Origin of the sequence: Mycobacterium sp. (assembly GCF_035653355.1) — a bacterium.
GTDB lineage: Bacteria > Actinomycetota > Actinomycetes > Mycobacteriales > Mycobacteriaceae > Mycobacterium.
In genome coordinates this window covers 1-5,838 of record NZ_DASRBZ010000145.1, presented here as the reverse complement: position 1 = coordinate 5,838, position 5,838 = coordinate 1, and the positions used below count along the sequence as shown (strand labels likewise).

General features: G+C 66.2%; 5 protein-coding genes. 2 read left to right on the top strand and 3 right to left on the bottom strand.

Annotated features, from left to right (window positions below; translation table 11 throughout):
* Both VFA16_RS04655 and VFA16_RS04650 read left to right on the top strand, forming a co-directional pair.
* A partial coding sequence (locus VFA16_RS04655) for a thioesterase domain-containing protein (protein WP_324966685.1) occupies positions 1 to 2,280 on the top strand: 2,280 nt, incomplete at its 5' end.
* Positions 2,277 to 3,827 carry an acyl-CoA carboxylase subunit beta gene (locus VFA16_RS04650; RefSeq protein WP_324966684.1) on the top strand — a complete coding sequence of 517 codons (1,551 nt, stop codon included), beginning with the start codon at positions 2,277 to 2,279 and terminating at the stop codon, positions 3,825 to 3,827. The genes VFA16_RS04655 and VFA16_RS04650, both read left to right, overlap by 4 nt.
* A gap of 77 nt (positions 3,828 to 3,904) precedes the next feature.
* On the opposite strand, the gene VFA16_RS04645 is transcribed toward VFA16_RS04650, so the two are convergent.
* The 3 genes from VFA16_RS04645 to VFA16_RS04635 form a co-directional block, all read right to left on the bottom strand.
* Positions 3,905 to 4,732, bottom strand: a complete 828-nt coding sequence (locus VFA16_RS04645; protein ID WP_324966683.1) for an SGNH/GDSL hydrolase family protein — start codon at positions 4,730 to 4,732, stop codon at positions 3,905 to 3,907.
* A gap of 123 nt (positions 4,733 to 4,855) precedes the next feature.
* On the bottom strand, positions 4,856 to 4,984 hold the full coding sequence (locus VFA16_RS04640) for a hypothetical protein (RefSeq protein WP_324966682.1): 129 nt from the start codon (positions 4,982 to 4,984) through the stop codon (positions 4,856 to 4,858).
* Positions 4,985 to 5,150: 166 nt separating this feature from the next.
* A complete protein-coding gene (locus tag VFA16_RS04635; RefSeq protein ID WP_324966681.1) occupies positions 5,151 to 5,672 on the bottom strand; it encodes a hypothetical protein in 522 nt (173 codons plus the stop codon).
* Between the last annotated feature and the right edge of the window lie 166 nt (positions 5,673 to 5,838).

The window sequence follows — 5,838 nt, the reverse complement described above, 5'->3', positions numbered from 1 at the left end:
TTGACCACCGCGGCGGCGGGCTTGCCTGACGCGCAACTGATTCCGACCCTGGCCCGCAAGCAGGACGAGGTCGACTCGATGACGCAGGCGATGGCGCAGCTCTATGTGCACGGCCACGACCTCGACATGCGCACCCTGTTCACGCCTGCCCAGGGCCCGGAGGACTACGCCAACATTCCGCCGACCCGGTTCAAGCGCAAGGAGCACTGGCTCGACGCACACTTCTCCGGTGACGGCTCGGTGATCATGCCGGGCACCCATGTCGGGCTGCCCGACGGTCGCCACGTGTGGGAGTACGCGCCGCGCGGTGAGACGGATCTGGCCGTGTTGGTGAGAGCTGCTGCGGCCCAAGTGATTCCGGACGCTCAGTTAGTCGCTTCCGAGCAGCGGGCGGTGCCCGGCGCGGGCGCACGATTGGTGACGACGCTGACCCGCCATCCCGGTGGGGCCTCGGTGCAAGTGCATGCCCGCATCGACGAGTCGTTCACCCTGGTCTACGACGCACTGGTCAGCCGTAGCGGTCAAGCCGCGGTGTTGCCGACGGCGGTCGGGGCCGGCTCGGCCATCGCGCCGACGGTGACTGCGCCGGCGGCCCATGCAGAGGAAGAGCCCGAGGCCGAAACCCTGCAGGACAGCCTGACTTTGCGCAACATGCCGGCCGGCTTCACGAAGTGGTCGCCGGATTCCGGTGAGACGATCCACGACCGGCTGGCCACCATCGTGTCGGCGGCGATGGGCTACGAGCCCGAAGACCTGCCGTCGGAGGCGCCGCTGATCGAGCTGGGCCTGGACTCGCTGATGGCCGTGCGGATCAAGAACCGCGTCGAGTACGACTTCGACCTGCCGCCGATTCAGCTGCAGGCGGTGCGGGACGCCAACCTCTACAACGTCGAGAAGCTGATCGAGTACGCGGTCGAGCACCGCGACGAGGTGCAGCAGCTGCACGAGTACCAGAGGACGAAGAGCGCCGAGGAGATCGCCGAGGAACAGGCGCGTCTGCTCAGCGGCGCAACGCCGACCACCGCTGCGGCGCCGGCGCCGGATCCGCAAGCGCCGCCTGCAACTCAATCTGAGCCGGCATCAGAGCCGGCGGCTTCTGATGTGCCGCCACCGCCGCCGTCGGATCAGCCCGCAGGCCCTGCGCGGACGGCGGACGTGTCAGCGCTGAACCAGCAGGCCGTCGCGGAGGTGCTCGGTTCAGATGTGCCGCCGCGCGACGCCGCCGAGCGCGTGACGTTCGCGACGTGGGCGATCGTCACCGGCAAGTCGCCGGGCGGCATCTTCAACCCGCTGCCCAAGCTCGATGACGCTGCCGCCGAAAAGATGGCGCAGCGGCTCGCCGAGCGGGCCGACGGGCCGATCACCGCCGAGGACGTCAAATCCGCCGACACCATCGAGGCGCTGGCCGAGAAGGTGCGCGAATACCTGGAGGCCGGGCAGGTCGACGGGTTCGTCCGCACGCTGCGGGCACGGCCGGAAGGTTCATCCAAGATTCCGGTGTTCGTGTTCCACCCGGCCGGCGGGTCGAGCGTGGTCTACGAGCCGCTGCTCAACCGGCTGCCGTCGGACACCCCGATGTACGGCTTCGAGCGAGTCGAGGGATCGATCGAAGAACGCGCGATGCGCTACGTGCCCAAGCTGATTCAGATGCAGGGCGACGGGCCGTTTGTTTTGGCGGGCTGGTCGCTGGGCGGGGCGCTGGCCTACGCCTGCGCGGTCGGGCTCAAGCGCCTTGGTTGCGACGTGCCGTTCGTCGGGCTGATCGACACCGTGCGCCCGGGTGAGGAGATCCCGCAGACCAAGGAGGAAATCCGCAAGCGCTGGGATCGCTACGCCCGCTTCGCCGAACGGAACTTCAACGTGACCATCCCCGAGATCCCGTATGAGCAGCTGGAGCAGCTCGACGACGAGGGCCAGGTGAAGTTCGTCCTGGATGCGGTCAAGGCCAGCGGCGTGCAGATCCCGGGCGGGATCATCGAACATCAGCGCACGTCGTACCTGGACAACCGGGCGCTGGACACCGTGCAGATCCAGCCGTACGACGGCCACGTCACCTTGTACATGGCTGACCGCTACCACGACGACGCGATCATGTTCGAGCCGCGCTATGGCATCCGGAAACCGGACGGCGGCTGGGGTGAGTTCGTGTCTGATCTGGAGATCGTGCACATCGGCGGCGAACACATCCAGGCCATCGACGAGCCGTACATCGCGAAAGTGGGAGCGCACATGACCGAGGCGCTCAACAGGATCGAAGCCGAGCAGAGGGCCCGCAAGTGAGCACGAAGACCACCGCCGAGTTACTGGCCGAACTCCGCGAAAAGCTGGAACTAGCCAAGGAACCCGGTGGGGAGAAGGCCGCCGCCAAACGCGACAAGAAGGGCATCCCGAGTGCTCGGGCGCGCATCCACGCGCTGCTCGACCCGGGCAGCTTCCTGGAGACCGGGGCGCTGTGTCGTACTCCGGGCGACCCCAGCGCGTTGTTCGGCGACGGCGTCGTCACCGGGCACGGCACCATCAACGGCCGCCCGGTCGGGGTGTTCTCCCACGACCAGACGGTGTTCGGCGGCACGGTCGGAGAAATGTTCGGCCGCAAGGTGGCCCACCTCATGGAGTGGTGCGCGAAGGTGGCCTGCCCAATCATCGGCATCAACGACTCCGGCGGTGCTCGCATTCAGGACGCGGTCACCTCGCTGGCGTGGTACGCCGAGTTGGGCGCCCGCCACGAACGGCTCACCGGCATGGTTCCGCAGATCTCGCTCATCTTCGGCAAATGTGCCGGGGGAGCGGTCTATTCGCCTATCGAGGACGACCTGATCGTCGCAGTGCGCGACCAGGGCTATATGTTCGTCACCGGCCCCGATGTGATCAAGGAGGTCACCGGCGAGGACGTCACCCTCGACGAGCTCGGCGGCGCCGATGCCCAGGCTCGCTACGGCAATATCCACCAGGTCGTCGACTCGGAAGCCGCGGCGTTTCAGTACGTGCGCGACTTCTTGTCGTTCCTGCCGTCCAACTGCTTCGACGAGCCGCCGATCGTCAATCCCGGCCTGGAGCCGGAGATCACCCCGCACGACCTCGAGCTTGACTCGATCGTGCCGGACAACGACAACACGGCATACGACATGCACGAGATCCTGTTGCGGCTCTTCGACGACGGCGACTTCCTCGACGTCGCCGCGCAAGCCGGGCCGGCGATCATCACCGGTTTCGCCCGGGTAGACGGCCGGCCGGTCGGCGTGGTCGCCAACCAGCCGATGGAGCTCGGCGGGTCGATCGACAACGAGGCCTCGGACAAGGCGGCGCGGTTCATCCGGTTCTGCGACACGATGAACCTGCCGCTGATCTTCGTCGTCGACACCCCGGGCTTCCTGCCCGGTGCGGAGCAGGAGAAGCGCGGAATCATCAAGCGCGGCGGCCGATTCCTGTACGCGACGGTGGAAGCTGATGTGCCGAAGGTGACGATCACTGTGCGCAAGTCTTACGGCGGCGCGTACGCGGTGATGGGATCCAAGCAGCTTACTGCTGACCTCAACTTCGCTTGGCCGACTGCCCGGATCGCGGTAATCGGCGCGGAAGGCGCCGCCCAGCTGCTGATGAAGCGTTTCCCCGACCCGAATGCCCCTGAGGCGCAGGCGATTCGGCAGAGCTTCATCGAGAACTACAACCTCAACATGGCGACGCCGTGGATCGCCGCCGAGCGTGGGTTCATCGACGCGGTCATCGAGCCGCATCAGACCCGGCTGCTGCTGCGCAAAGCGCTGCACCTGCTGCGCGACAAGCAAGTTCAGCACGTGCAGCGCAAGCATGCGCTGATCCCGATTTAGGTCGCGCCCGGTCGCGAGCGGGCGTGTCTGTACACGACACGCCGCGAAACTATGTGCAACTGTGCACGCTCGCGCCGCTAACCGAGGTAGTCGGCAAGCGCGTTGCCCACGGCAGCGGCGCCCATGGCGTTGGGGTGCAGCGGGGCAGCAGGATTGACGGCCACGAATCCCTCGACGTAGCGCTGGTTCGGGGGAGCGCACATGTCATGGTCTACCGACAGCGGCCGGGTATCGAAGAAGTCGATGTGCTTGTCGGCTGCCAGTTGCCTTTGCCGGTCGTCGAGTTCGTTGACCTTCGACTGGAAGTAGTCGGCGTCTTTGGGAACGACGGGCTCGTCGGGAAAGCATCCACCTGGCCGGATATACGTCAGGTAGCCCACCAGCATGATCCGAGCGCCCGGTGCTTTGGCGCGGACGTCGTCGATCATCGCCGCCCACACCGGCACATGTGCGGTGATCGCGGCGGAGATGCTGTCCACACCGCCGGTCACGAACTTGTCGGCGCACGGCGGCGCATCGAACGAGGCGGCCCAGCACTGCGACGCGTCGGCGGCCAACCCGATGTCGTTGCCGCCGATCGTGATCGTGATCAACGTGGTGTCCGCAGTGACCGCGTCGATCTGCGGCGGCACCGGCCCGTCAGCCGTCAGCTGCGCCTGGGTGGTGATGTTGTCGGTCGTTGCGCCGCTGCATGTGACGTCGATAAACCTTGCCGGCGAAATGCGCCGGGCCAGCACAGACGGGTAGTCGTTCGTCGACTTCTGGCAGCCCGGCGGCGGCGCGGGGTCCGGCACGCCGGGGGCTGCAGCGGCGGAGTCACCCATGGCGACGTAGTTGACCGGCTTGGGTGGTTGCGCGACGGTGTGCGAGGGAGCGGTTTGCGAGGAGGCACTGCATCCGGCCACTAGTGCACCGAATATTGCTGCAAGACAGATCGTTTCGGCCTTCAAGCTGGCACTGGCAGCGCGTAGAGCGTCAAATAGCAAGCAGGACGGGCTTTCCAACACAACAGGGCGCGAAAGGTGAACTCAGTCGGAATCGTCCGACCTTTCCTGCACCTTCTTTCCCGTCGTGGTGGACTCCCTGAGCTCCTTCTTCGCCTCACCAGCTTCGTCGGCAAGCTCTTTCACAGATTCGTCGCCTTCTTCAGCGCGCACGCCCTATCTCCATTCACTTAGCGGATGCGGTCCTTTTGGGGCTACCCACCGGCGGCGACCGCGAATCGCTTCACGCCGACGGCTGTGGAGCTATGGCACGCGAGCGCCAGTGAACCCAACAGCGCTGCGAGGCAAAACCACGGCAGCCCGGTGCCTTCCGATTGGCCTAAATCGGCGCGACGGAGTCGGAGGTGTAGAACTCGGCCGGGGCTTGGGAATAGGGGTTTGGTCGCTGGACAACCACCCCCACGCCCGTCGCGCCCGGCCGAATGCTGGCCTGCAGGGTGGTGGCACCGCGTCCGCCCGCGTCGGTGTCCAGCCCACCGAACGTCGTACCCGGATCGCCGGGACCACACGTCGACGACGACGGCCGGGGTAGCTCGATCAGCCCGACGTCGTAGTGGGTGCCGGGCGCGTAGGTGTTCACCACATGGATGTCCGCGACGACGGTGTTCGATCCCCCCGTACGTATCGTGGCATCGGCCGTCGCGAAAGCCGCCTGTGACGCCGTCACGCCGTTGATCATGCTCCAATCGCACGTTCGCAGAATGCTCGCGAGCGGAAGCCTGGTCCCATCGCTCGACGGAGCAGCCGAAACGGCCGCGGTGCCATTCGCCAACGTCGTGGCCGTGACCATGACCAGTGTGATGCCCGTCGCGGACACCCCACCCCGAGTCGGTTTGCGCATGAGGCCACCTCCATCCCCGGCAATCGGTTCGCCGGCACGGATGAACATAGGTATTGACAGCATTCCTGCAGCTAAACCAACGCCTCTGGCCGAGCGTGCCGTCGTCGTACGCAAATCACGAAAACGCGTGCATTGGCTCCACAGTCGGCGCACTCACGCCTTGATC

Excerpts from the sequence above, each read along its gene's own strand:
- VFA16_RS04635 (WP_324966681.1), bottom strand. The coding sequence starts at position 5,672 with ATGCGCAAACCGACTCGGGGTGGGGTGTCCGCGACGGGCATCACACTG.